Consider the following 24371-nt stretch of genomic DNA (forward strand, 5'->3'; position numbering starts at 1 on the left):
ACACAGATGAAACCGGTCATTGCCCTCGTTGGGCGCCCCAATGTGGGGAAATCCACGCTGTTCAACCGGCTCACGCGTTCGCGTGATGCGCTGGTCGCCGACTTGCCCGGCCTGACGCGCGATCGCCATTACGGCGAAGGGCGCGTCGGCGAGCGGCCGTACCTGGTCGTCGATACGGGCGGCTTCGAGCCTGTCGCGAAGGACGGCATCCTGCACGAGATGGCGCGCCAGACGCGCCAGGCCGTCGAGGAAGCCGACGTCGTCGTGTTCATCGTCGATGGCCGCAACGGGCTTGCGCCGCAGGACAAGTCGATCGCCGACTACCTGCGCAAGACCGGCCGGCCGATCTTCCTGGTCGTCAACAAGGCCGAGGGGATGAAGTACACGGCGGTCGCGACCGACTTCTACGAGCTCGGGCTCGGCGATCCGCGCGCGATCTCGGCCGCGCACGGCGACGGCGTGACCGACATGATCAACGAGGCGCTGGAGGTCGCGTATGCGGGCCAGCCGGAAGAGGAAGACCTCGACGATCCGTCGCGCGGCATCAAGATCGCGATCGTCGGCCGCCCGAACGTCGGCAAATCGACGCTCGTGAACGCGCTGATCGGCGAGGATCGCGTGATCGCGTTCGACATGCCGGGCACGACGCGCGATTCGATCTACGTCGACTTCGAGCGTAACGGCAAGAAATACACGCTGATCGACACGGCCGGCCTGCGGCGCCGCGGCAAGGTGTTCGAGGCGATCGAGAAATTCTCGGTCGTGAAGACCCTGCAGTCGATCTCCGACGCGAACGTCGTCATTCTTCTGCTGGATGCGCAGCAGGACATTTCCGACCAGGACGCGCACATCGCCGGCTTCGTCGTCGAACAGGGGCGCGCGCTCGTGATCGGCGTCAACAAGTGGGACGGGCTCGACGAGCATGCGCGCGATCGGGCGAAAGCGGATTTGACCCGCAAGCTGAAATTCCTCGACTTCGCGAAATCGCACTTCATTTCCGCCACGAAGAAGACCGGCATCGGCACGCTGATGCGCTCGGTCGACGACGCGTACGCGGCGGCAATGGCGAAGCTGCCGACGCCGAAGCTCACGCGCGCGCTGATCGAGGCAGTCGAGTTCCAGCAGCCGCGCCGTCGCGGCCCGGTGCGTCCGAAGCTGCGCTACGCGCACCAGGGCGGCCAGAATCCGCCGATCATCGTCATCCACGGCAACGCGCTCGACGCCGTGACGGAAACGTACAAGCGTTACCTGGAAAACCGGTTCCGCGAAACTTTCTCACTGACGGGGACTCCATTGCGCATAGAGTTCCGTTCGTCGAACAATCCGTACGCGGACAAGAGCTGAAGCACGCCTGTTACACGCGTTACACGAGGGGTAGGCCGCACGGCCTATGCCCCGGGTGGGCCAGGCAAAATCGGCTATAGTGTAGCGATTGGCGCCGGATCTCTTTTTCTTCGCCGCCAATCCAGATCAACCTGCAAAAAAAGATGGAGTACGCCATGAGCAACAAAGGGCAATTGTTACAAGACCCGTTTTTGAACGCACTGCGCAAAGAGCACGTTCCCGTTTCGATCTACCTCGTCAACGGCATCAAGCTTCAAGGGAACATTGAATCGTTCGACCAGTACGTCGTGTTGCTCCGTAATACGGTGACCCAGATGGTGTACAAGCACGCCATCTCGACGGTCGTGCCGGCGCGCCCGGTGAATTTCCACCCGGACGCGGAAGCCTCGTCCTAACCTATCGCAGCGGCCGGCATCCGGTCGCCGCGAGCGACCGATGCCAGCCGCCTTATCTTGACACCTGAAAATTTGATCAACGCAGCGCTCGTCGGCATCGATTTCGGCAAGACCGATTTCGAAGCCAGTCTCGAAGAACTCAGTCTTCTCGCCTCCAGTGCGGGGGCCCGTCCCGCCGTCACCCTCACGGGTCGTCGCTCCAGTCCCGATGCCAAGATGTTCATCGGCAGCGGCAAAGCCGGAGAACTCCGGCTCGCCTGCGACGCGCACAACGTCGAAATCGTCATCTTCAATCACGCATTGGCGCCGGCCCAGCAACGTAATCTGGAGCAGGCACTTAACAGGCGTGTGGTCGATCGCACCAGCCTCATCCTCGACATCTTCGCGCAGCGCGCCCGTAGCCACGAAGGCAAGCTGCAGGTCGAGCTCGCGCAGCTCCAGTACCTGTCGACGCGACTCATTCGCGCGTGGACCCACCTCGAACGGCAGAAGGGTGGTATCGGCCTGCGCGGCCCTGGCGAAACCCAGCTCGAAACCGACCGCCGGCTGATCGGCGAACGCATCAAGATGCTGAAGTCGCGGCTGGACCGGCTGCGCCGGCAACACAGCACGCAACGCCGGCAACGCGCGCGCAGCGGCACGATGTCGGTGTCGCTGGTCGGCTATACGAACGCGGGCAAGTCGACGCTGTTCAATGCGCTGACGAAAGCGCAGGCCTATGCGGCCGACCAGCTGTTCGCCACGCTCGACACGACGTCGCGGCGCGTGTACCTCGGCGACGAGGTCGGCCAGATCGTCGTGTCGGATACGGTCGGGTTCATCCGCGAGTTGCCTCACCAGCTGGTCGCCGCATTCCGCGCGACCCTCGAGGAAACGATTCACGCGGATCTGCTGTTGCACGTGGTCGATGCATCGAGCGCGGTCAGGCTCGAACAGATCGAGCAGGTCAACGGCGTGCTGCACGAGATCGGCGCGGACACGATCCGGCAGGTACTGGTGTTCAACAAGATCGACGCCGTGCCTGAGCTGGCGGCCCGCGGCGACGCGGTCGAGCGGGACGAGTATGGTAATATTTCGCGCGTCTTTTTGAGCGCGCGCACCGGTCAGGGTCTTGACGCGTTGCGTGCCGCCATCGCCGAAATCGCCTCCGCGGAACACCTTTCCAGCGCGACGTTACCCGACGGCGCGCTCGACGGCGCTCCCGCTGAACCACACGAAGACCACACGATTTCCGAACACGGGCGCTAACCGGTCCCGGCCGGTTCGCCGGCGTCTAATCTGGTGAACAAACTCTGGTGAACGAATACAACGAGCGGAGTACCTGGCGGCGGATGCGCGCCTTGCTGTCGATCAACGATCCCCGCTGGGGACGCGGCGAAGGCAATGGCAAAGACGGATCCCGTCCCCGTGCGAACGAATCGAAGCGTCCGCAAGGCGGCGACGGCGATGGTCCGCCCGATCTCGACGAGATGTGGCGCAACTTCAACCGGCGCCTGAACGGCCTTTTCGGCGGCAAGGGCGGCAACGGTTTTCGTCCTGACAACGGGCGGGCCGCGCGAGTCGGCGTAGGCATCGTGATCGGCGTGCTGGTCGCGGTCTACGCGGGCAGCGGGCTGTTCGTCGTGCAGGAAGGCCAGACAGGCGTCGTGCTGCAGCTCGGCAAGCTGTCGGGTACGGTCGGCCAGGGCGTGCACTGGCGCGCGCCGTATCCGTTCGCATCGCACGAGATCGTCGACACGTCGCAGGTCCGCTCGATCGAGATCGGCCGCAACAACGTCGTGCGCCTCGCGAACGTGAAGGAAGCCGCGATGCTGACGCGCGATGCCGATATCGTCGACGTGCGCTTCATCGTCCAGTACCGGATCCGTTCCGCGACCGATTACCTGTTCCGCAGCGTCGACCCTGAGCGCAGCGTGTCGCAGGCCGCGCAGGCCGCGGTGCGTGCGATCGTCGGTACGCGCAGCGCGGCCGACGTGCTGAACCAGGACCGCGACGCGCTGCGCGAGCAGCTTTCCACCGCGATCCAGCGCGATCTCGACCGCTATCAGTCGGGACTCGAGGTGACGGCCGTCACGATGCAGAGCGTTGCGGCGCCCGAGCAGACGCAGGCAGCGTACGGCGAAGTCGCCAAGGCGCGCGACGAGCGCGAGGCCGCGAAGCGCGCCGCGCAGGCGTATGCAAACGACCTGCTGCCGAAGGCGCAGGGCGATGCCGCGAAGCTCGTCGACGAAGCAAAGGCGTATGCCGATCGCGTGGTCACGGAAGCCGAAGGCGATGCCGACCGCTTCAAGCAGGTCTATGCGCAGTACTCGAAGGCGCCTGCGGTGATCCGTGAGCGGATGTATCTCGAGACGATGCAGGAAATCTATTCGAACTCGACGAAGGTGTTCGTCGGCAACAAGGGCGGCAACAGCGTCGTTTACCTGCCGCTCGACAAGCTCGTCGAGCAGGGGCGACAAAACGCCGCGGCGTCCACGGGGGCATCCGCACCCGATGCGGCGTCGGCACCGGCGGCCGTCGCGCCGGCGGTAGCGGCGCCCGCGAGTGCGGCGTCGGCCGCGGCAGCGTCGGGCAACGACGTGCTGCGATCGCGCGAGGCGTTTCGCAGCCGGTCGCGCGAAGACGATCTGAAGTAACGGGGAGCGCAGAACATGAACCGAATCATTGCGCTCGTCGTCGCAATCGTGATCGTTGCCTTCGCGGCATCCTCGACAGTCCTTACCGTCGATCCGCGCCATGCGGCCGTGCTGTCGGGGCGCGACGGCGCGCAGCCTGAACTGGCCGGGCCCGGCATCCATTTCAAATTGCCGCCGCCGCTGCAGACGGCGACGCTGATCGACACGCGGCTTCAATCGCTCGAGTCGTCGGATCCGCTGCAAGTGGCGACGGAAGACAAGCACGATCTGCTCGTCGCCTATGCGGTGAAGTACCGGATCGGCGATCCGATGAAGTATTTCACGGCGACAGGGGGCGACCCGGCGGCCGCCAGCGAACGTCTGGCCGGCGCACTGAAGGGCGCACTCGTCGACGCGTTCGGCAAGCATGCGCTCGACGATGCGCTCGGCGGCCAGCGTGCGATCGCCGATGCGGCCCGCGACGAAGTGAAGGCAAAGGCGTCCGGTTTCGGCGTCGACGTGGTCGACGTCCAGCTGACGCGCGTCGACTTGCCCGCCGCGCAAACCGATGCCGTCTATCAGCGGATGATCGGCGCTCTGCGCGATCAGGCCGCACAGGTGCGTGCGCAAGGCGCGGCCGACGTCGAGCAGATCAAGGCCGACGCCGAACGCGATCAGCAGGCCGTGCTCGCGAACGCGTACAAGTCCGCGCAGACGATCAAGGGCGAGGGCGACGCGAAGGCCGCGACGATCGCCGCCGATGCGTTCGGCCGCGATCCGCAGTTCTATCAGTTCTACGCGAGCCTGCAGGCTTACCGGAACACGTTCAAGCGCAACGACATCATCGTCGTCGATCCCGACAGCGAGTTCTTCCGCTTCATGCGCAGCCCGACGGGCGGTGCCGCACCGGCGGCGGCTGCTCCCCGCAAACACTGACCTTGGGGCGCCGCGTCGAGCGGCGCCGTCGCTCGCATGGACCTGGCTGGCTCGTTGTTGCTCGCAGTAGCGCTGATGCTGATCATCGAGGGGGCGTTCCCCTTCGTGTTTCCCGTCGCCTGGCGCGACACGTTTCGTAGAATAGCTGAGCGGCCGCCGCATCATATCCGGATCGGCGGGCTGATCGTGATGGTGCTCGGGCTCATACTGCTGCTGCTCGCCACCTGATCCGGACGGCGCATCCGCCGTCCGTCCCGCCCGAATTCAGAATTTCCGATTCACATCGCGGCGCGCGTGGTCGCGCGCTGTTTCCCGTCGTAGGACCGTACCGATGTCGACCTGGTTACTTCCCGAGAATATCGCCGACGTGCTGCCGTCGGAAGCGCGCAAGATCGAGGAGCTGCGCCGCAGGCTGCTCGACCGCTTCCGTTCGTATGGCTACGAAATGGTGATGCCGCCGCTGCTCGAGTATCTCGAGTCGCTGCTGACGAGCGGCGGCGCCGACCTGCGCCTGCGCACCTTCAAGCTGGTCGACCAGCTGTCGGGCCGTACGCTCGGCCTGCGCGCGGACATCACGCCGCAGGTCGCGCGGATCGACGCGCACCTGTTGAACCGCCAGGGCGTGACGCGCCTCTGCTATGCGGGCCACGTGATGCATACGCGTCCGCGCGGCCTGCACGCGACGCGCGAGCAGATCCAGATCGGCGCCGAAATCTACGGGCATGCCGGGCTGGAAGCCGACCTCGAGATCCAGCAACTGATGCTCGATGCGCTGCATCTCGCAGGCCTGTCGCGCATCCGTCTCGACCTCGGCCACGCGGGCGTGCTCGCGGCGCTGCTGGCGCGCGACGCGCAGGCCGCGGAGCGTGGCGAGTCGCTGTACGACGCGCTGTCGGGCAAGGACGTGCCGTTGCTGAACGAACTGACCGACGATCTCGGTGCCGATACGCGCGCCGCGCTGCGGGCGCTGCCGCACCTCTATGGCGATGCGAGCGTGCTCGCCGAGGCGCGGACGCGGTTGCCGGTGCTGCCCGAAATCACGCGGGCGCTCGACGATCTGGCGCAACTCGCGGCGCAGGCGAAGGGTGCCGAAGTGGCGATCGATCTGGGCGACCTGCGCGGCTACGCGTATCACAGTGGCGCGATGTTCAGCGCCTACATCGATGGCGTGCCGAACGCGATCGCGCGCGGCGGCCGCTACGACCACGTCGGCCAGGCGTATGGTCGTGCGCGTCCGGCCACCGGCTTCTCGCTCGACCTGCGCGAGCTCGCCCGGATTTCGCCGGTCGAGGCTCGCGGTACCGCGATTCTCGCGCCGTGGGCGCAGGACGATGCGCTGAGCGCGGCCGTTGCGGCGCTGCGCGATGCGGGCGAGGTCGTGATCCAGGCACTGCCGGGCCACGATCACGTGCTCGACGAGTTCGCCTGCGACCGTTCGCTCGTCGAGCGCGGCGGCGCATGGGTGGTCGAACCCCGATAAACAGGCGTTCGCGGGACGTGCTTCGGCGTGCATATCGTTGAAGCGAAACGGAAAAATTCGGAATCGCCCGCGAACATAGGTAGAATACGTTTTTAACCAGCTAACGAATCAACATGTCTGCCAGCGCAGTGAACGTGACTCCCGGGCGCAATGTCGTCGTCGTGGGAACGCAATGGGGTGATGAAGGCAAGGGCAAGATCGTCGACTGGCTGACGGACCACGCTAAGGGCGTCGTGCGTTTCCAGGGCGGTCACAACGCCGGCCACACCCTCATCATCGGCGGCAAGAAAACGATCTTGCGCCTCATTCCGTCGGGCATCATGCGTGAAGGCGTCGCCTGCTACATCGGCAACGGCGTCGTCCTGTCCCCCGAAGCACTGTTCAAGGAAATCGGCGAGCTGGAAGAGGCCGGCGTGAACGTGCGCGACCGCCTGTTCATTTCCGAAGCGACGACGCTGATCCTGCCGTACCACATCGCGATCGACCAGGCGCGCGAAGCGCGCAAGGGCGCGGGCAAGATCGGCACGACGGGCCGCGGCATCGGCCCCGCGTACGAAGACAAGGTCGGCCGCCGCGCGCTGCGCGTGCAGGACCTGTTCGACGCGAAGACCTTCGCCGACCGCCTGCGCGAAAACCTCGATTTCCACAACTTCGTGCTGACCCAGTACCTGGGTGGCGCGGCCGTCGATTTCCAGGCGACGCTCGACACGATGCTCGGTTATGCCGACCGCCTGAAGCCGATGGTGGCCGACGTGTCGCGCCGCCTGTACGACGCGAACAATGCGGGCCAGAACCTGCTGTTCGAAGGCGCACAAGGCACGCTGCTCGACATCGATCACGGTACCTATCCGTTCGTCACGTCGAGCAACTGCGTCGCGGGTGCGGCGTCGGCCGGCGCGGGCGTGGGCCCGCAGAAGCTCAACTACATCCTCGGTATCACGAAGGCGTATTGCACGCGCGTCGGCTCGGGCCCGTTCCCGAGCGAACTGTACGATGCGGACAACCCGCAGCGTCAGGACCAGGTCGGCGTCACGCTCGCGAACGTCGGCAAGGAATTCGGTTCGGTCACCGGCCGTCCGCGCCGCACGGGCTGGCTCGACGCGGCCGCGCTGCGCCGCTCGATCCAGATCAACGGCGTGTCGGGCCTGTGTATGACGAAGCTCGACGTGCTCGACGGCCTCGACGAAGTCAAGCTGTGCGTCGGCTACAAGATCGACGGCAAGGATGCGGACATCCTGCCGCGCGGTGCCGCCGACGTGGCCCGTTGCGAGCCCGTATACGAAACGTTTGCCGGCTGGAAGGAAAGCACGGTCGGCATCAAGACGTGGGAAGCGCTGCCGGCAAACGCCCAGGCTTACCTGACCCGCGTCCAGGAAGTGGCCGGTGTGCCGGTCGACATGGTATCGACGGGCCCGGACCGCGACGAAACGATCCTGCTCCGCCATCCGTTCAAGGTGTAACCCCAGATGACGCAGCAAATCACGATGACGGCGGCAGACTTGATGACCGATCCGCGCAACGACGACAAGAACCTGTGGGTAGGCTGGGACGAATATCACCGTCTCATCGAGCTGCTCGCGCTCCAGGTGCATGCATCGGGCTGGAAGTTCGACCAGATCCTGTGCCTCGCGCGCGGCGGCCTGCGCGTCGGCGATCAACTGTCGCGCATCTACGACGTGCCGCTCGCGATCCTCGCGACGAGTTCGTACCGGGAAGCGGCCGGCACAGAGCAGGGCGAACTCGACATCGCGCAGTACATCACGATGACGCGCGGCAACTTGGCGGGCAACGTGCTGCTGGTCGACGATCTCGTGGATTCGGGCGTCACGCTCGCGCGCGTGCAGGAGCACCTGAAGGAGCGCTACCCGTCCGTGACGGCCGTGCGTTCTGCCGTGCTCTGGTACAAGGGTTGTTCGAAGGTCAAGCCCGACTATCACACGCAGTATCTGCCGACGAATCCGTGGATTCATCAGCCGTTCGAGGAGTGGGACACGGTTCGCCCGCACAACCTCGAGGCGTGGATCAAGCGCGGTCGCGCCCAGCGCGACGGTTCGGGCGCGTAAGCGGCCGGCCAATCGAAGGAAAGCCTTGTACGGCGCCGCTTGCGGCGCCGTTTTTCATTGGGGCGCCATGCACGCCGGCGGCGCGCGGGCCCCGGATCCGGTAGGCAGACGGCGCTGCCCCGGCTATGATTGGCAGCCCTGCCACAGCTTGCGCCGGATTGCATGCATGGCGTGGCTCACGTGGTTCCATGGCAACAGAGCAGGGCGGCGTTTCAAGGGGGCGCGAGTAGAATAGCGCTCGTTTTGTCCGACCCGGACCCGATTATTACGCTTCATATGAACGACACGATCCACGCGACCGACGCAGCACACGCGCCGCATTCGACGCAGCAACACTCGATGCGGGCGCTAGCGATAGCAGCCATCGGCGTCGTGTTCGGCGACATCGGCACCAGCCCGCTGTATTCGCTCAAGGAGGCGTTCAGCCCCGCACACGGCATTCCGCTCACCGAAGGATCGATCCTCGGCGTGATTTCGCTGCTGTTCTGGGCAATCATCCTGGTGGTCGGCATCAAGTACCTGCTGTTCGTGATGCGGGCGGACAACAACGGCGAAGGCGGCGTGCTCGCGCTGATGGCGCTGTCGTTGCGGCCGCTCGACTCGAAGACCCGCGTCGCGGGCGCGCTGATGGCGCTCGGGATATTCGGCGCATGCATGTTCTACGGGGACGCGGTGATCACGCCGGCGATCTCGGTGATGTCGGCGGTCGAAGGTCTCGAGATCGCGACGCCGCACCTGTCCCATCTCGTGATGCCGATCACGATCGTGATCCTGATCGCGCTGTTCTGGATCCAGCGCCACGGTACCGCGCTGGTCGGCAAGCTGTTCGGCCCGATCATGGTGCTGTGGTTCGTTGTGATTGCCGCGCTCGGCGTGTACCACATCGTGCGCGTGCCGGGCATCATGGCGGCCATCAACCCGTATTACGCCGCGTCGTTCATGTCGGAGCATGTGCTGCAGGCCTATGTCGTGCTCGGCTCGGTCGTGCTGGTGCTGACCGGTGCGGAAGCGCTTTACGCGGACATGGGCCACTTCGGCGCGAAGCCGATCCGCATCGCCGCGTACGGGCTCGTGATGCCGTCGCTCGTGCTGAACTACTTCGGCCAGGGCGCGCTGCTGATCCAGAACCCGAAGGCGATCGAGAACCCGTTCTTCCTGCTGGCACCCGAATGGGGGCTGCTGCCGCTCGTCGTGCTGTCGACGGTCGCGACCGTGATCGCGTCGCAGGCGGTGATCTCGGGCGCGTATTCGCTGACGTCGCAGGCCATCCAGCTCGGCTACGTGCCGCGCATGAAAGTGCTGCATACGTCGGAACTGGCGATCGGCCAGATCTACGTGCCGGTCGTGAACTGGCTGCTGCTGTTCGTGATCCTCTGCATCGTCATCGGCTTCAAGAGCTCGGACAACCTCGCGGCCGCGTACGGCATCGCGGTGACGGCGACGATGGTGATCACGACCGTGCTCGCCGCAGTCGTGATGGTGAAGGTATGGAACTGGAACCGGCTGCTGGTCGGCGCGATCATCGCCGTGTTCCTCGCGGTCGATCTCGGCTTTTTCGGCGCGAACCTGCTGAAGGTTGCGCAGGGCGGCTGGCTGCCGCTCGGCATCGGCGCGTTGCTGTTCTTCCTGCTGATGACCTGGTACAAGGGGCGTCACATCGTCAAGGAGCGCACGGCCGCAGACGGTATTCCGCTCGAGCCGTTCCTGCAGGGCCTGCTCGCACATCCGCCGCATCGTGTGTCGGGCACCGCGATCTACCTGACCGGCAACGACAAGCTCGTGCCCGTCAGCCTGCTGCACAACCTGAAGCACAACAAGGTGCTGCATGAGCGGACCATTTTCCTCACGTTCGTGACGCGCGATTTTCCCTACGTGCGCGACGACAAGCGCCAGACCGCGCGTGATGCGGGCGGCGGGCTGTACATCGTGAAGGCCGAGTACGGCTTCAACGAGACGCCCGACGTGAAGGCCGTGCTCGAGGAATTCGGCCGCACGCACGACATGACGTTCGAACTGATGGACACGTCGTTCTTCCTCGCGCGCGAAACGGTCGTGCCGACGCATCTGCCCGGGATGTCGATCTGGCGTGAGCGCGTGTTCGCGTGGATGCACCAGAACGCGGCGAAGCCGACCGACTTCTTCTCGATTCCGGCGAACCGCGTGGTCGAGCTCGGCACGAAGATCGAGATCTGACCGGGTGCGGCGCGCGGGTCGTTCAGCCGCGCGCCGCCGAGTCCGCCGACCAGGCAATCAGGCCGCGATCGTCCGCATCGCCGGCCGCGGCCGCAGCCGTATAGCGCTGTGTATCCCGCGCAACCCAATCCAGATAACCGCGTATCCAGTATCGGCAGCCGTCGACAAGGCCGCGCACGCGCGTGTCGGCATGCTGGGCGAGTGCATCGGCGCAGAGGACGAATGCGCTGATCTCGGCGCGCACACGCTCGGCCGTGTAGTCGACGCTGGCCTGCAGCGTATGACCGCGGGAAGCGTGGATCATCACCATGTTCCGGAACTGCCCGGGCTGGCACGCTTCGACGCCAACGCTCTGGATGTCGTTGCTCCAGCAGACGATATGGTTCGCGTGCCGGAACAGTGTCTGGATTTCCGGCCGATGGAACGTATCGGGCGGGACGGCACCGGCATTGGCCGCGTCCGCCAGCGCGAGGCAAGGATTCATCCCGCTCGTGTGACGCCGGATCGTTTCGTATTGCTGCACTGCGATCGGCTCGGCCCTCAGGTGGCCGATAATCTGCAGTCCGGCCGTGGTGGCCCACAGGCGCATGCCTTGTGCGAAGCGCGCGAAATGTTCGGCCGACAGGCGTGCGCGCAGGCGCTGGCACACATCGAGCCATGCTCGCTCGCCATATATGGGTTGGGGGCCGGTACATTCGTAGTCGAGCACATCGATCATCGCGGTCAGATTGCGCAACGTATCGGGGCCGACCGGCTCGACGCGATCGACGAACAGGTCGTCGACGAGAAAGAACCACACGAAATAATCGGCGAGCGCCTGCAGCAGGGAAGGATCGGCGTTCGGGTAACAGCGCGCGGCGAGCCAGCCGTATCGGGTGCGTACGACGCGTTCCCGGTAGGCGTCGCTGATGAGCAGGCCGTATGCGTCGGCCCACTCGAGCATGCGCGATTCGATTCGCTCGACGTGCGGTGAACAGGCGCCGGCCCACGGCACGTCGAAAACGGGCACGCGCAATGCGGCCAGTTCGGTTTTCAGATGATCTTCTGTCATGGTTCCCCGATCCATTTTCGCGAATCCGTCCCGGTTCGCCGGTCAGGCGAATACCGGATGCAATGCGTCGCGAATCGACTGCAAAAAAGCGAGACCGAAATACGGGAGGCAGGATATTCACCGGGCATGCGAATGCCGCGGAGAATGCTGTCGCTGAACGGCAAGATCGCTGCCCAATACAGAAGCATCAAAATACGGCCGTTCGAAAACTTATTTTATGTGTCGCTTGTGAAGCGTCAAGAAAACGCATGTCGCAATGCGGATTGTTTAATTTGCCGATTAAACGCAGGGGAATGACGATGGAAACGCGCATATTCGGTTTTCATCCCGGATATCGGAAATGCAAACGACGACTCAATAAAAAAACCCGCCGGGAGGCGGGTTTTTTGTGCGGAGACGCTTTTTGCGTGCTCAGCGCTTCAGCTTCGCGAACGCCGCGGCCATTGCGCCGGCCGGTTCCGGCTCGCGCGAACGCTGCGGGCGGGCGGCGCCGCGCCCCGCGTTGCCGCGGTCCTGGCTGCTGCGCGACGACATGCCGGGCGCTGCTGCCTCGTCGTCGAGGCGCATCGTCAGCGCAATCCGCTGGCGTTTCACGTCGACGTCGAGCACCTTCACCTTGACGACCTGGCCGGCCTTCACGACTTCGTGCGGGTCCTTGATGAACTTCGTCGACATCGCGGACACATGGACGAGCCCGTCCTGGTGCACGCCGATATCCACGAACGCGCCGAACGCGGCGACGTTCGTCACGACGCCTTCGAGCGTCATGCCCGGCACGAGATCCGACACCTTCTCGACGCCTTCGCGGAACGTGGCCGTCTTGAATTCCGGACGCGGATCGCGGCCCGGCTTCTCCAGTTCGGACAGGATGTCGCGCACGGTCGGCAGGCCGAAACGTTCGTCAACAAATTCCGTCGGGGACAGGCCCGACAGCGCTTCGCGGTTGCCGAGCACGTCGTCGATGCGCTTGCTGATCTTCGCGAGCATCCGCTCGACGACCGGATACGCTTCCGGGTGCACCGACGAGCGGTCGAGCGGATTCTCGCCGCCGTTGATGCGCAGGAAGCCGGCGGCCTGTTCGAAGGTCTTGTCGCCGAGGCGCGGAACCTTGCGCAGGTGCTCGCGCGACGGGAACGGGCCGTTTGCGTCGCGGTAGTCGACGATGTTGCGCGCGAGCGTCGCGTTCAGGCCCGACACGCGCGCCAGCAGAGCGGCCGACGCGGTGTTCGCGTCGACGCCGACCGCGTTCACGCAATCCTCGACGACCGCGTCGAGCGAGCGGGCCAGTTCGCGTTGGTTCACGTCGTGCTGGTACTGGCCGACGCCGATCGCCTTCGGCTCGATCTTCACGAGCTCGGCGAGCGGGTCCTGCAGGCGGCGCGCGATCGATACGGCGCCGCGCAGCGACACGTCCATGTCGGGGAATTCCTTCGCCGCGAGTTCGGACGCCGAGTAGACCGACGCGCCGGCTTCCGACACGACGATTTTCTGCAGGCGCAGCTCCGGATGTTTTGCGATCAGTTCGCTCGCGAGCTTGTCGGTTTCGCGCGATGCGGTGCCGTTGCCGATGCTGATCAGCTCGGCCTGCGTCTGCGCGGCGAGGCGCGCGAGTTTTGCGATCGAGCCGTCCCAGTCGCGGCGCGGCTCGTGCGGGTAGATCGTGTCGGTCGCGAGCACCTTGCCGGTGCGGTCGACGACCGCGACCTTCACGCCCGTGCGCAGGCCGGGGTCGAGACCGATCACGGCCTTCGGGCCGGCCGGCGCGGCCAGCAGCAGGTCGTTCAGGTTGCGCGCGAACACGCGGATCGCTTCGGTTTCGGCCGTTTCGCGCAGCTGCGTGAGGAGTTCGTTCTCGATGTGCGGCTGCACCTTCACGCGCCAGCACCAGCGGCATACGTCGGACAGCCATTTGTCGGCCGGGCGGTTCTGGTTCGCGATGCCGAAATGGCGCGCGATCATCGCCTCGCCGGGATGCGGCACCTGGGCGTCGAGATCTTCGCCGAGGCCGAGCTTGATCGTCAGCACACCCGCGTTGCGGCCGCGGAACAGTGCGAGGGCGCGGTGCGACGGCACGGTCCTGATCGTTTCCGCGTAGTCGTAATAGTCGCGGAATTTCTCGCCTTCCTCGTTTTCCTTGCCCTCGACGACGGCCGACGACACGACACCCTGGCTGTGCAGGTAATCGCGCAGCTTGCCGAGCAGCTCGGCCGTTTCGCCGAACTGTTCGGACAGGATGTCGCGCGCGCCGTCGAGCGCGGCCTTCACGTCGGCGACGCCCTTGTCGGCGTCGACGTACGCGGCCGCCTCGGCCTGCGGGTCGAGCAGCGGGTTCGCGAGCAGGGCCTGTGCGAGCGGCTCGAGGCCGGCCTCGCGGGCGATCTGTGCACGGGTGCGGCGCTTCGGCTTGTACGGCAGATAAAGGTCTTCGAGCACCTGCTTGCTGTCGGCCGCGTCGATCGCGGCGCGCAGCTCGTCGGTCAGCTTGCCCTGTTCGTCGATGCTCGACAGGATCGCCGCGCGGCGGTCCTCGAGCTCGCGCAGATACAGGAGGCGCTCCTCGAGCTGGCGCAACTGCGTGTCGTCCAGGTTGCCGGTCACTTCCTTGCGGTACCGGGCAATGAACGGAACGGTCGAGCCTTCGTCGAGGAGTTGCACGGCCGCCGCGACCTGGCGCGGCTGGACGGACAGTTCGGTGGCGATGCGCTGTACGATCTTGAGTGCTACGGTTTCCGTCATGTCGTGGATGATCTGCCTGCTGAAATCGCGGCGCGGGCCAGCAGGCCCGAAGCGGCGGGCTGCGTGGCGGGCCCGACGGGCCAGATGCCGCGGGTGAGTGAAGCGGGGCATTTTGCCATAAATGGCGGAGCGTCCAGCCGGGGGTGATAGAATTTGACACATGTCCCGCAGCTTTCCTACGACGTTGCCAACTTCCCGAATTTCTCTCGTCGCGCTCGGCGCAGCGCTTGCCGCGGCTTTGTCTGCCGGGCCTTCCGGTGTGTTCGCGCAAGCTTCGGGCGCCACCGCGCCGGCCGCCGCCGCGGCCGCACCCGTGACGGCCACGGCCGCACCGGATTTCGACGCCCGTCAAAAAGTGCTCAATCAACGCTCCGCGGAAAACGATTATCGTTATGCGGTGGCCGAGCACGATTGCTACAGCAAGTTCTTCGTCAATCACTGTCTCGGCAAGGCGCGTGACCAGATGCGCGACGAGCGGGCGAGCATCCGCCAAGAGCAGCTCGCGCTCAACGACGAGCAGCGGGCGGTGCGCGCGCAGCAGCGCGACCAGCAGCAGGCGCTGAAGCAGGCGCAGGACGCGGCGGAAGCGCCGCAGCGCGCGGCGAACGACGCGGCAAACGCCGCTGCATTCCGCGACAAGCAGGAGCAGAATGCGCTGAAGCAGGCGCAGCGCGGCGCGGAACGGCCGCAGCGCGCGGCGAACAAGCAGGCGTACGACCAGAAGCAGGGCGACTTCCAGCGCAAGCTCGACCAGGCGCACCAGCAGGCCGCGCAGAAGGCGCAGGAGCGGACGGACAACGCGGCGCGCTACGAGCAGAAGCAGAAGGAAGCCGAGCAGCACAAGGCCGATGTCGAGCGGCGTCAGAAGGAAGCGACCGAAAAGGCGCAGCAGAAGCAACAGCAGGGGCAGTAACGTGTTGGATTGATCCGGAATCAGTCTCGTGCGCGCTGGCACGCCAGCCGGCGCGCTGCTTCGATGAGGAGGCAACTATGCAAAACCGTCACACGGAACAGCAGCAGGAATTGCACAACCGTTTGGCTGCATTGCAGGAGCAGCACCAGCAGCTCGCTCGGGAGATCGAGCTGAAGGAAGGACACTCCGACATCGACGACATCACGCTGCACCGGCTGAAGAAGGAAAAGCTGGCGGCCAAGGACAAAATCATTTTGCTGCAATCGCAGCTGGAACCGGATAAGCGCGCCTGAGCGCGGCCTGGCAAGCGCCGGCGCCGCCCGGGCGCTGGACACAGGAACGCTTGCCTTGAATTCACCGCTTGAAGCCACCCCCGATGCCCGGCGCGACGAGTCGTCCGCCGGGCGCGCTCGTGCGCCCGAAGGCACCTTTGAACTGAGCCGCAAGCGCGTCGACGAACTCGACACGATTTTCGGCGAGGGCGGATTGCTCGCGCGCGCGCTCGACGGCTATCGGCCGCGTACCTCGCAGATCGAGATGGCGCGCGCCGTCGCGTCCGCGATGGAGGCGTCCGCTCGCCGGATGCCCGAGCCCGAGATCTTCGAAACCCGCAAGCGGCCGGCGCGTCGCCTCGGCGACGGCGACAAGGCGGCCGAGCCGGGCGCGGACGCCGCCGCAGCCGAGCCCGACAGCGATGCCGGGGACAACACGCTGATCGTCGAGGCCGGCACGGGGACGGGCAAGACCTATGCGTACCTCGTGCCCGCGATGCTGTGGGGCGGCAAGGTGATCGTGTCGACCGGCACGAAACACCTGCAGGACCAGCTGTTCCAGCGCGACATCCCGACCGTGCGCAACGCGCTGGCGGTGCCGGTGTCGGTCGCGATGCTCAAGGGGCGTGCGAACTACCTGTGTCACTACTACCTGCAACGCACGGCCGACAACGGCCGGCTGCCGTCGCGGCAGGATACGGCCTACCTTCAGGAAATCGTCCGTTTCGCGAAGATCACGAAGAGCGGCGACAAGGCCGAGCTCGCGAGCGTGCCGGAAACGGCGCCCGTCTGGTCGATGGTCACGTCGACGCGCGACAACTGCCTTGGCCAGGAATGCCCGCATTACAAGGAATGCTTCGTGATGCAGGCACGGCGCGAGGCGCAGCAGGCCGACGTCGTCGTCGTCAACCACCACCTGTTCTTTGCGGACATCATGCTGCGCGACACGGGGATGGCCGAGCTGCTGCCGAACGCGAACACGGTCATCTTCGACGAAGCGCACCAGTTGCCGGAAACGGCGACGCTGTTCTTCGGCGAGACGCTGTCGACGACGCAGATTCTCGAACTCGCACGCGACACGGTAGCTGAAGGCCTGAGCCATGCGCGCGACGCGGTCGAATGGGTGAAGCTCGGCGGCGATCTCGAGCGCGCGGCGCGCGACTTGCGCCTGGCGTTCGCGAACGACCAGATCGTCCGGATGTCGCTCGCCCAGCTCGGCGACGATCACCCGATGTTCGGCGCGCTCGACGCGCTCGAGGCCGCGCTCGATGCGCTTGCGTCGGCGCTTGCCAGCCAGGCCGAACGGGCGGAATCGCTCGGCGCGTGCCTGCGGCGCGCACGCGAACTGCAGGACCTGCTGGCCGGCTGGGTCGCGCCCGGCGCAACGGAGGCGGCTGCGAAGGCCGACGCGGCGGCGGCCGGCGACAAGGCGGCATCCGACGGCGATCCGAACGAGAAGGTGCGCTGGGTCGAAGTGTTCGCGCACACGGTCCAGCTGCACGAAACGCCGCTGTCGGTCGCGCCGATCTTTGCCAAGCAGCGCGCGGGTGTGCCGCGTGCATGGGTGTTCACGTCGGCCACGCTGTCGGTGCGCGGCGATTTCACGCACTACGCGGCACAGATGGGCCTCAGCTCGCGTCGCTCGATGACGCTCGCGAGCCCGTTCGACTACCAGTCGCAAGGGCTGCTGTACGTGCCGCGCAACCTGCCGCAACCGTCTTCGCCGGCGTTTACCGATGCCGTCTTCGACGCCGCGCTGCCGGCGATCGAGGCGTCCGGTGGCGGCGTCTTCATGCTGTGCACGACGCTGCGCGCGGTCGACCGGATCGCGTCGAAGCTGCGCGACGTGATCGAATCGCGCGGCTGGAACACGCCGCTGCTCGTGCAGGGCGATGCGAGCCGTACCGAACTGCTCGACCGTTTCCGTGCATACGGCAATGCGATCCTGGTCGGCAGCCAGAGTTTCTGGGAAGGCGTCGACGTGCGCGGCGATGCGCTGTCGCTCGTCGTGATCGACAAGCTGCCGTTCGCGCCGCCGGACGATCCGGTGCTCGCCGCGCGCCTCGATGCGCTGACGAAGAAGGGGCTGAGCCCGTTCGCCGTGCATCAGTTGCCGCAGGCCGTGATCACGCTGAAGCAGGGCGCGGGCCGCCTGATTCGCGCGGAGACGGATCGCGGCGTGCTGATGATCTGCGACACGCGGCTCGTCGACAAGCCCTACGGGCGCCGGATCTGGCAGAGCCTGCCGCCGTTCAAGCGGACTCGCGAGATCGCGGTCGTCCAGGACTTCTTCGACGAGCACCGTTCCGCAAAGCGCACGTGACGACGCGCGCGGCGCTCGTCGCGCGCTCGCACCGACGCTGCCTGAGCGCGGCGCCAATAAAAAACCCGGCTCGATGGCCGGGTTTTTTGTTCGTGCAGCGGGCGCTGCATGGTGCTTTCGTCAGAACTGCCACCACGACTTCTTCGCGCCGGGGCGCGAGTGGCCCGTGACGTACGGGCTGTCGGGGAACGTGCCTGCGAGCACGCGCTTCGTGTCCTCGGCGAGTTGCGGCTGGTTCAGCTTGCCGTACGACAGGATCATGATGTGCAGCGCGTCCTCGATCGCCGGGGCGCCCTTGTAGTCCTTGATCGCGAGCTGCGCACGGTTGATGGCCGCGACGTAGGCGCCACGCCGGTAGTAGTAGTCGGCCGCGTGCACTTCATGCGACGCGAGCGCGTTGACGATGTAGCGCATGCGCGCGGCGGCGTCGGGCGCGTACTTGCTCTTCGGGAAGCGGTCGACGACGACCTTGAACGCATCGTACGATTCACGCAGTGCCTGCGGATCGCGCTCGCTCATGTCCTGGCCGGAGAACCGGCCGAACAGGCCGAGATCGTCGTTGAAGTGGATCATCCCCTTCAGGTAGTACGCGTACGGGATATCCGGATGATCCGGGTGGAGCTGGATGAAGCGATCGACGGCCTGGTCGGCGGCGGCCGCTTCGTTGTCCTTCCAGTTGCAGTACGCAACGTTGATCTGCGCCTGTTGTGCGAAGTGGCCGAACGGATCGCGACCTTGCAGCGATTCGAAATATTTCGCGCACTTGCCCCAGTCGCCGCCGGACAGTGCGTCCTGGGCCTCTGAGTATAATTTGTTGTTCGACCAGGTAGCCGTCTCGTCCTGCTTCTGCGGCAAGCCGTGGCAGCCGGCGATGAGGGCCGCGGCCGCTACCGCCGCAGCCCGGGCGGCGACGGTTCTGGCCGTGCGTTTGGTCGAATTCATCATGCTCGCATGTCCTAGCTTCAAGTCTCGGTGACCCAGTCTAAATGACCCGTTCAAGTTCGCAGAATGCCCAGCCGGGCACACCAAATCGCGAAGATTATAGCCCAAGCGATCGGCCCGCCGACGCTGCGTCGGGGGATTCCCTCGATGACGATCTGGCCGGCGACGCCATGCAGGCGCCCGTCGTGCCGTCCGCGGCGGCCGACGACGCGCCGCGCGTCGTCGAAGTGCCGCTGTCGCTCGCGGGTGAGCGCCTCGACAAGGCGCTCGCCCAACTGTTCCCCGAATTCTCGCGTAGCCGCCTGCAGAGCTGGATCGAGGCGCAGCGCGTTCTCGTCGACGGCGCGCCGGCGAAGATCCGCCAGCCGGTGCCGCTCGGCGCCAGGATCGAGCTCGTGCCCGACCTGCTCCCCGAGCAGCTCGCCTTTACGCCGGAACCGGTGCCGCTCGACGTGATCTACGAGGACGACGCGCTCGTGGTCATCAACAAGCCGGCCGGCCTCGTCGTGCATCCGGCCGCCGGCAACTGGAGCGGCACGATCCTCAACGGGCTGCTGCATCGCTATGGCGACGCGGCGGCCGGCCTGCCGCGCGCGGGGATCGTCCACCGGCTAGACAAGGAGACATCGGGCCTGATGGTGGTGGCGCGTACGCTGGCCGCGCAGACGGATCTCGTGCGCCAGTTGCAGGCCCGCACGGTGAAGCGCCGCTATTTCGCGCTCGTGTGGGGCACGATGCCCGAGGAAGGCACGATCGATGCGCCGATCGGCCGCGATCCGCGCGAACGCACGCGCATGGCCGTCGTCACCGGCGCATCGGGCAAGCCCGCGCGCACGCATTTCCGCACGGTTGACACATGCCTGTGGCAACGTCAGCCGGTTTCGGCGATCCAGTGCGATCTCGAGACCGGCCGCACGCACCAGATCCGCGTGCACTGCGCGCATGCCGGGCACCCGCTGCTCGGCGACCCCGTGTACGGGCGTGCGCGCGGCAAGCGCTCGGTCGCGCCGTTGCCGGACGGTTTCGCGCGGCAGGCGCTGCATGCATGGCGGCTCGGTCTCGTACACCCGGTCACGGGCAAGGCGATGCAGTGGCGCTGCCCGCTGCCGGACGACATGAACGCCCTCGTCGCGGCGCTCGGCTTCGGGCAGGGCGACGAGGAATTCGACGACGATGACGGTGTCTACGACGATGACGATTTCGGCGGCGAGTATCACGACGATGAGCCGTACCTGGACGATGAGGAGGAGTGAGTGCCGATGACGAACCTGGCGCCGTTGACGTGGCAGGACTGCGTACAGCCCGACTGGCAGGTGTCGCCGCGCGTGCGCGCGCTGATCACGACGCGCGACGGCGGGGTGAGCGAAGGCCCGTACGGGCGCTGGCAGGGCGCGGAAGCTCTGCCGGGCGGGATGAATCTCGGCCTGCATACCGGTGACGATCCGGCTCATGTCGCCGCGAATCGCGCGCGCCTGCTCGCGCTGGCTGGCCAGTCGAGCGCCGCGTGGCTCGAACAGGTTCACGGCGCGCAGATCGTGCGCGCGGACGAGGTGATCGCGGCGGCAGACACAGCGGTTGCGCCGGTGCAGGCCGACGCGAGTGTCACCGACCGTGCCGGCGCCGTCTGCGTCGTGATGGTCGCGGATTGCCTGCCCGTGCTGCTGTGCGACACGCAGGGCCGCGCCGTCGGCGCCGCGCATGCGGGCTGGCGCGGGCTGGCGGCCGGCATCGTCGAACAGACGGCGGCGCGGGTCGCGGCGCTCGCGGGCGGTGCGACGGACGCGCTTCATGCTTACCTCGGGCCGGCGATCGGCCCGCGGGCGTTCGAGGTCGGCGCCGACGTGCGTGACGCGTTTCTCGACACGGCCCCGCAGTCGGAGCATGATGAAACCCGGCTTGCGTTCGTCGCGATCGACGGCGCGCCCGGCAAGTTCCTGGCCGATCTCTACGCGCTCGCGCGCTTGCGTCTTGCCCGTGCGGGCGTGGCGCACGTGAGCGGCGGGACGGCCTGCACGGTCACCGAGCAGGCGCGCTTCTATTCGTACCGGCGCGACCGCGTGACGGGCCGCATGGCGGCGGCGATCTGGCTGGCGGATTGACGGGATGCGCATGGGCGCGGAATTTGTCGCGCTGCAAAATCGGGTTATCTCGATTTTGCGGCGGCCATGCCGCGTTACGTGCGCGGCTGAATGAAAAATGCGAAGTCAAGTCAATCAAAATGTTTTATGTTTCGCCGGAACCCTTGTCCCGCCTGTTGCGCGAGGATTATCTCCGTGCGGAATTGTTCAGCGGTTTGATATGGCGCTTCACATGGGGAAAACGATAATGATAAAAATACCGCACTGCGGCAGAATCTGGAGACGCCTCTCCAGAGCATGACGGCCCGGCTCGCAGCCGGCACGCCGCGCGCGAGCAGGATTTCACGATAGACGCTCACGAATCACCGGTAAGGCAGGTAATGACAGCATCGAAAAAATCGTCGACGTCCGCTGAAGCGGGCACTTCCTCGGGCAGCATTGGTTTCGATCCGGCCGCCCAGCCGATGCAGCAGATGTTCGAGTCGTGGTTGAACGCGTGGCGCGGTTTTGCGGATCCGGCACGTGCCGCGACTGCGTCGGCCACCGTGAATCCGTTCGCGACATTCCAGTTTCCGACCTCGTTTCCGTTCCAGGTGCCGTCGATGCCCGATTTCGGCGCGATGGCGTCGCCGTTCGCCGGGCTGAAGCTGCCGGCCGCCGCGATTCCCCCCGAGCGGCTTCAGGCGTTGCAGGCCGACTACGCGCGCGATTGCATGGCGCTGATGCAGCAGGCCGCCGCCGCGAAGCTCGAGTCGCCCGAACTGAAGGACCGCCGCTTCAGCGGCGATGCATGGAAGGCGTCGCCGGCGCATGCGTTCGCGGCGGCCTGGTATCTGCTCAACGCGCGCTATCTGCAGGAACTGGCCGACGCGCTTCAGACCGATCCGAAGACGCGCGAGCGCATTCGTTTCACGGTCCAGCAGTGGACGGCCGCCGCCGCGCCGAGCAACTTCCTCGCACTCAATCCCGACGCACAGAAATCGATTCTCGAGACGCAGGGCGAAAGCCTGCGGCAGGGGATGATGAACCTGCTCGGCGACCTGCAGCGCGGCAAGATTTCGCAGACCGACGAATCGCAGTTCGTGGTCGGCAAGAACCTCGGGTGTACTGAAGGTGCGGTCGTCTACGAGAACGACCTGATCCAGCTGATCCAGTACACGCCGAAGACGGACAAGGTGTTCGAGCGGCCGCTCCTGATCGTCCCGCCGTGCATCAACAAGTTCTACATCCTCGACCTGCAGCCCGAGAATTCGCTCGTCGCGCATGCGCTGTCGAATGGCCATCAGGTGTTCCTCGTGTCGTGGCGCAACGCGGACGCATCGGTCGCGCACAAGACGTGGGACGACTACATGAACGAAGGGCTGCTCGCGGCGATCGACGCCGTGCAGCAGGTGAGCGGCCGCGAGCAGATCAACACGCTCGGCTTCTGCGTCGGCGGCACGATGCTCGCGACAGCGCTCGCGGTGCTCGCTGCGCGCGGCGAACATCCGGTCGCGTCGATGACGCTGCTCACCGCGATGCTCGACTTCAGCGATACCGGCATCCTCGACGTGTTCGTCGACGAGGCGCACGTGCAGATGCGCGAGCAGACCATCGGCGGCAAGAACGGCACGCAGCCGGGGCTGATGCGCGGCGTCGAGTTCGCGAACACGTTCTCGTTCCTGCGGCCGAACGATCTCGTGTGGAACTACGTCGTCGACAACTACCTGAAGGGCCGCACGCCGGCGCCGTTCGACCTGCTGTACTGGAACGGCGATTCGACGAGCCTGCCGGGCCCGATGTACGCGTGGTACCTGCGCAATACCTATCTCGAGAACAAGTTGCGCGAGCCGGGCGCGTTGACCGTGTGCGGCGAATCGGTCGACCTGACGCTGATCGACGTGCCGACCTTCATCTACGGCTCGCGCGAGGATCACATCGTGCCGTGGCAGACGGCCTATGCGTCGACGTCGATCCTGTCGGGCCCGCTGAAGTTCGTGCTCGGCGCGTCGGGGCACATCGCGGGCGTGATCAATCCGCCGGCGAAGAAGAAGCGCAGCTACTGGATCAATGACAGCGACCTGCCCGAATCGGCGGACGACTGGTTTGCCGGTGCGACCGAGCATCCGGGAAGCTGGTGGACGACCTGGGTCGAGTGGCTCGACCAGTACGGCGGCCGCAAGGTGGCGCCGCCTGCCCAGCCCGGTTCCGCACAATTCCCGGTGATCGAGCCGGCGCCGGGCCGGTACGTATTGCAGCGCGATTGACGAAAGACGGACAGCGGCGCACGCTGTCCGGTGCACCGCAGTTTTTTTAACAGGGCCGGTAGCGATGCGCCGTGTCGTGCGGGCCTGGAGGAAAGGGAAATGACGGACGTAGTGATCGTATCGGCCGCGCGGACCGCGGTCGGCAAATTCGGCGGTTCGCTTGCGAAGATTGCGGCGCCCGAACTGGGCGCGACGGTGATCCGCGCGGTGCTGGAGCGCGCGGGCGTGAAGCCCGAGCAGGTGAGCGAAGTGATCATGGGCCAGGTGTTGACGGCCGGCTCGGGCCAGAACCCGGCGCGGCAGTCGCTGATCAAGGCCGGGCTGCCGACGGCAGTACCGGGGATGACGATCAACAAGGTGTGCGGCTCGGGCCTGAAGGCCGTGATGCTGGCGGCGAACGCGATCGTCGCGGGCGACGCGGACATCGTGATCGCGGGTGGCCAGGAGAACATGAGCGCGTCGCCGCACGTGCTGCCGGGCTCGCGCGACGGCTTCCGGATGGGCGATGCGAAGCTGGTCGACACGATGATCGTCGACGGCCTGTGGGACGTGTACAACCAGTACCACATGGGCATCACGGCGGAGAACGTCGCGAAGGAATACGGGATCACGCGCGAAGAGCAGGACGCGTTCGCGGCGCTGTCGCAGAACAAGGCGGAAGCCGCGCAGAAGGCCGGCCGCTTCGACGACGAGATCGTGCCGGTGTCGATCCCGCAACGCAAGGGCGAGCCGCTGCAGTTCGCGACCGACGAATTCGTGCGTCACGGCGTGACGGCGGAATCGC

At 66.0% G+C, this 24371-nt stretch carries 20 protein-coding genes; 17 read left to right on the forward strand and 3 right to left on the reverse strand.

What is annotated here, in order from left to right; translation table 11 throughout:
* Nucleotides 1-6 precede the first annotated feature (6 nt).
* From der to L810_RS36190, 10 genes are all read left to right on the forward strand, one after another.
* Nucleotides 7-1344 (forward strand): ribosome biogenesis GTPase Der, encoded by a 1338-nt coding sequence (der, locus tag L810_RS36145; RefSeq protein ID WP_051392374.1) that lies wholly within the window; start codon nt 7-9, stop codon nt 1342-1344.
* Between the two features lie 155 nt (nt 1345-1499).
* A complete protein-coding gene (gene hfq / locus L810_RS36150; RefSeq protein ID WP_006399927.1) occupies nt 1500-1739 on the forward strand; it encodes an RNA chaperone Hfq in 240 nt (79 codons plus the stop codon).
* Between the two features lie 72 nt (nt 1740-1811).
* Nucleotides 1812-2987, forward strand: coding sequence for a GTPase HflX (hflX, locus tag L810_RS36155; RefSeq protein ID WP_021163119.1), 1176 nt, complete (start codon nt 1812-1814; stop codon nt 2985-2987).
* A gap of 47 nt (nt 2988-3034) precedes the next feature.
* Nucleotides 3035-4375, forward strand: a complete 1341-nt coding sequence (gene hflK, locus L810_RS36160) for an FtsH protease activity modulator HflK (protein WP_021163120.1) — start codon at nt 3035-3037, stop codon at nt 4373-4375.
* A 15-nt stretch (nt 4376-4390) separates the two neighbouring features.
* Entirely contained in the window at nt 4391-5290 is a 900-nt protein-coding gene (gene hflC, locus L810_RS36165; RefSeq protein ID WP_021163121.1) for a protease modulator HflC, read from the forward strand.
* Between the two features lie 36 nt (nt 5291-5326).
* The gene (locus L810_RS36170) at nt 5327-5518 is read left to right on the forward strand and encodes a DUF2065 domain-containing protein (protein WP_011352254.1); all 192 of its coding nucleotides are present in this window, start codon (nt 5327-5329) and stop codon (nt 5516-5518) included.
* A 103-nt stretch (nt 5519-5621) separates the two neighbouring features.
* Complete coding sequence (locus L810_RS36175) at nt 5622-6770, forward strand: ATP phosphoribosyltransferase regulatory subunit (RefSeq protein WP_021163122.1); 1149 nt, start codon at nt 5622-5624, stop codon at nt 6768-6770.
* 113 nt (nt 6771-6883) lie between these two features.
* Entirely contained in the window at nt 6884-8230 is a 1347-nt protein-coding gene (locus tag L810_RS36180; RefSeq protein WP_021163123.1) for an adenylosuccinate synthase, read from the forward strand.
* 6 nt (nt 8231-8236) lie between these two features.
* Nucleotides 8237-8833 carry a phosphoribosyltransferase gene (locus tag L810_RS36185; RefSeq protein WP_021163124.1) on the forward strand — a complete coding sequence of 199 codons (597 nt, stop codon included), beginning with the start codon at nt 8237-8239 and terminating at the stop codon, nt 8831-8833.
* 276 nt (nt 8834-9109) lie between these two features.
* On the forward strand, nt 9110-11026 hold the full coding sequence (locus L810_RS36190) for a potassium transporter Kup (RefSeq protein ID WP_021163125.1): 1917 nt from the start codon (nt 9110-9112) through the stop codon (nt 11024-11026).
* A 22-nt stretch (nt 11027-11048) separates the two neighbouring features.
* Here L810_RS36190 and L810_RS36195 read toward each other — a convergent pair whose 3' ends face one another.
* Entirely contained in the window at nt 11049-12077 is a 1029-nt protein-coding gene (locus tag L810_RS36195; protein WP_042977624.1) for a terpene synthase family protein, read from the reverse strand.
* A 411-nt stretch (nt 12078-12488) separates the two neighbouring features.
* The gene (locus tag L810_RS36200) at nt 12489-14813 is read right to left on the reverse strand and encodes a Tex family protein (RefSeq protein WP_021163127.1); all 2325 of its coding nucleotides are present in this window, start codon (nt 14811-14813) and stop codon (nt 12489-12491) included.
* A gap of 160 nt (nt 14814-14973) precedes the next feature.
* Between L810_RS36200 and L810_RS36205 the strand changes: the two genes are divergently transcribed.
* The 3 genes from L810_RS36205 to L810_RS36215 all read left to right on the forward strand — a co-directional run bounded on the left by L810_RS36205 (nt 14974) and on the right by L810_RS36215 (nt 18321).
* On the forward strand, nt 14974-15726 hold the full coding sequence (locus L810_RS36205; protein ID WP_021163129.1) for a hypothetical protein: 753 nt from the start codon (nt 14974-14976) through the stop codon (nt 15724-15726).
* Between the two features lie 77 nt (nt 15727-15803).
* A complete protein-coding gene (locus tag L810_RS36210) occupies nt 15804-16019 on the forward strand; it encodes a YdcH family protein (protein ID WP_006478692.1) in 216 nt (71 codons plus the stop codon).
* A gap of 55 nt (nt 16020-16074) precedes the next feature.
* Nucleotides 16075-18321 (forward strand): ATP-dependent DNA helicase, encoded by a 2247-nt coding sequence (locus tag L810_RS36215; RefSeq protein ID WP_021163130.1) that lies wholly within the window; start codon nt 16075-16077, stop codon nt 18319-18321.
* A 120-nt stretch (nt 18322-18441) separates the two neighbouring features.
* Here L810_RS36215 and L810_RS36220 read toward each other — a convergent pair whose 3' ends face one another.
* Complete coding sequence (locus L810_RS36220) at nt 18442-19266, reverse strand: outer membrane protein assembly factor BamD (RefSeq protein WP_021163132.1); 825 nt, start codon at nt 19264-19266, stop codon at nt 18442-18444.
* A gap of 41 nt (nt 19267-19307) precedes the next feature.
* Here L810_RS36220 and L810_RS36225 point away from each other — a divergent pair, with 41 nt between their 5' ends.
* From L810_RS36225 to L810_RS36240, 4 genes are all read left to right on the forward strand, one after another.
* Complete coding sequence (locus L810_RS36225) at nt 19308-20516, forward strand: RluA family pseudouridine synthase (RefSeq protein WP_042977625.1); 1209 nt, start codon at nt 19308-19310, stop codon at nt 20514-20516.
* A 6-nt stretch (nt 20517-20522) separates the two neighbouring features.
* Nucleotides 20523-21362: a peptidoglycan editing factor PgeF gene (pgeF, locus tag L810_RS36230; protein ID WP_021163134.1), complete on the forward strand. Its 840-nt coding sequence runs from the start codon at nt 20523-20525 to the stop codon at nt 21360-21362.
* 359 nt (nt 21363-21721) lie between these two features.
* Nucleotides 21722-23587: a PHA/PHB synthase family protein gene (locus L810_RS36235; RefSeq protein WP_042977626.1), complete on the forward strand. Its 1866-nt coding sequence runs from the start codon at nt 21722-21724 to the stop codon at nt 23585-23587.
* Nucleotides 23588-23686: 99 nt separating this feature from the next.
* A partial coding sequence (locus L810_RS36240) for an acetyl-CoA C-acyltransferase (protein WP_042977161.1) occupies nt 23687-24371 on the forward strand: 685 nt, incomplete at its 3' end.

The sequence above is a fragment of the Burkholderia sp. AU4i genome, from assembly GCF_000466765.1.
Lineage (GTDB): Bacteria > Pseudomonadota > Gammaproteobacteria > Burkholderiales > Burkholderiaceae > Burkholderia > Burkholderia cepacia.